Below are 1696 nucleotides of genomic sequence, written 5' to 3' on the forward strand. Positions count from 1 at the left end.
GCCACCGCCGGATGACGCAGCCGATGCTCGACCTGAAGCGGCTCTACTGGAACTGCCACCGGTTCCGCTCGGGACCCCGGAAGGACGCCAGCCCGTATCAGGCGTTAGGGCTGGATTTGCCAACGTTCGACTTCTGGGCACCGCTCCAGACCGATCCAGGCGAACTGACGCAAAGACTGTCAACCACCCAAAATGCGGAATGAGACAATCCCTGCGTTCAACACCGGGCTTGTTCTCGATCCGGCGGAGGATTCTTCGCTTGCGTCGGTTCAACTGGCGATGGACACTGGCGTTCACTCGAAAGCCTCCTGGCGGGCGAGCGGTCGAGGGGGTGAAGTACCTCAATTGTTCGCTAAAACCAGGGGGTTTTCGAGCTTCCCGGCCTCGATCAGCCTCGGATTACGCTTGGTTGAGGGCTAGAGCGGTTTCAAGTGACATGCTGTGAGATCGGGTCGAGTCGATCGCAACCGTAGTAGCCGCAGACCCGCTCCACGACTTCCGCCGCCGTCAGCTTGCGGTCTGGCTCGACGATCGCCCGCTTGCCGTGGACCCACTTCGGCTCGATGGCGTTGAGCCATGGTGCCTTGATCGGCAGGTAGCAGGCGATGATCCGTACGCCGCCCTGGGCCTTCGCCCGCCGGTTGTGCGCCTTGATCCAGGATCGCACCCGCGCGCTGACGTGCCAACTCGCATTGTCCCAGATCAGCAGCGACGCCCGCTTGCCTTCGGCCGCCAGCCGCTGGCACGACCACGCCAGGAAGTCCTCCGTGACCTGGCTGACCGGCCGGCCCGCGACGAACCGCAGCATCATCCCCCCGGTGTCGCCGCGCAGCAGGCCGTAGCAGGCCAGCGCCTTGGGGGCGAGGTCCTCGGCGTCGGCCGGCGGTTCGTGCAGTCGGATCGGCTCGCCGTCGGACCAGGCGTGCAGCCCCGGCCGCGCCAGCCGGCTCCACCAGACCTCGTCCTGGAAGCCGAGCACCCAGTCGGGGTGGCGTTGGGCCAGGCGGATCAGCCGGTCCCGCGCCTTTTTTTTCGCAGGTAGGCCGGGTCCGGGCTGGTGATCCACGTCTTGGCCCGCTTCCAGCCGACGCCCAGGCGCAAGAGGGCCTGGCGGATCGCCTCGTCGCTGACGAGCCGCGTCGCGATCCCCTCGGCGAAGGCGACCTCGGCGGCCGAGGCCAGGGTCCAGATCGAGGTCGGCCTGGCGAAGTCGCGGGGGCTGCGGTGCAACAGGGCGCGGAGCCGCTCGCATCCGGCGTCATCGATCTCGGGCCGGTTGGATTTGGGCCGGTGCGAGCCCTCGACGAGGCAGCCGGTGCCGGCGGCCTCGAAGGCGCGGATGGCGTTGCGGGCGGTCTGGCTGGCGCAGCCGAATCGCTCGGCGATCTGCGCCGGCTTGAGGCCGTCGGCGCTGGCCAGCAGGAGTTGGCAGCGTCGCAGGGTGAAGGCGTCGGGGAAGCGGAGGCCGGCCCGCAGGGCGGCCCGCTCTTCATCGGTCAGGGGCCGGACGAAGAGGGGTGGCTTCATCCGGTCGATCATGACGACCGGAGCTCGAAAGCACAAGATCATCCCTGGAAATGCGCCAGGTCTCCCGCCGCCGTTTGCCCATCGCCATGAGAGTCTCTCACCTGGTTACGATCCGATACAGGACGTGCTCACATCATAACCGGACAGGAACGGCGGGCGAGGGGATTCT

General features: G+C 67.4%; 3 protein-coding genes. 1 reads left to right on the plus strand and 2 read right to left on the minus strand.

Features of this window, described 5'->3' with window-relative positions; genetic code table 11:
• Positions 1 to 203: hypothetical protein (locus RMO04_RS07960; protein ID WP_309644248.1), on the plus strand; the 203-nt coding region annotated here is incomplete at its 5' end.
• A 224-nt stretch (positions 204 to 427) separates the two neighbouring features.
• On the opposite strand, the gene RMO04_RS07965 is transcribed toward RMO04_RS07960, so the two are convergent.
• A complete protein-coding gene (locus RMO04_RS07965) occupies positions 428 to 1066 on the minus strand; it encodes a transposase (protein ID WP_309644249.1) in 639 nt (212 codons plus the stop codon).
• The gene (locus tag RMO04_RS07970) at positions 1009 to 1527 is read right to left on the minus strand and encodes a helix-turn-helix domain-containing protein (protein WP_309644250.1); all 519 of its coding nucleotides are present in this window, start codon (positions 1525 to 1527) and stop codon (positions 1009 to 1011) included. The genes RMO04_RS07965 and RMO04_RS07970 overlap by 58 nt, the downstream gene beginning before the upstream one ends.
• Positions 1528 to 1696: the final 169 nt, after the last annotated feature.

Source organism: Phenylobacterium sp. (assembly GCF_031412415.1).
GTDB lineage: Bacteria > Pseudomonadota > Alphaproteobacteria > Caulobacterales > Caulobacteraceae > Phenylobacterium.

Coding starts and splice junctions, on each gene's coding strand:
- RMO04_RS07970 (WP_309644250.1), bottom strand. CDS start 1,527: ATGAAGCCACCCCTCTTCGTCCGGCCCCTGACCGATGAAGAGCGGGCC.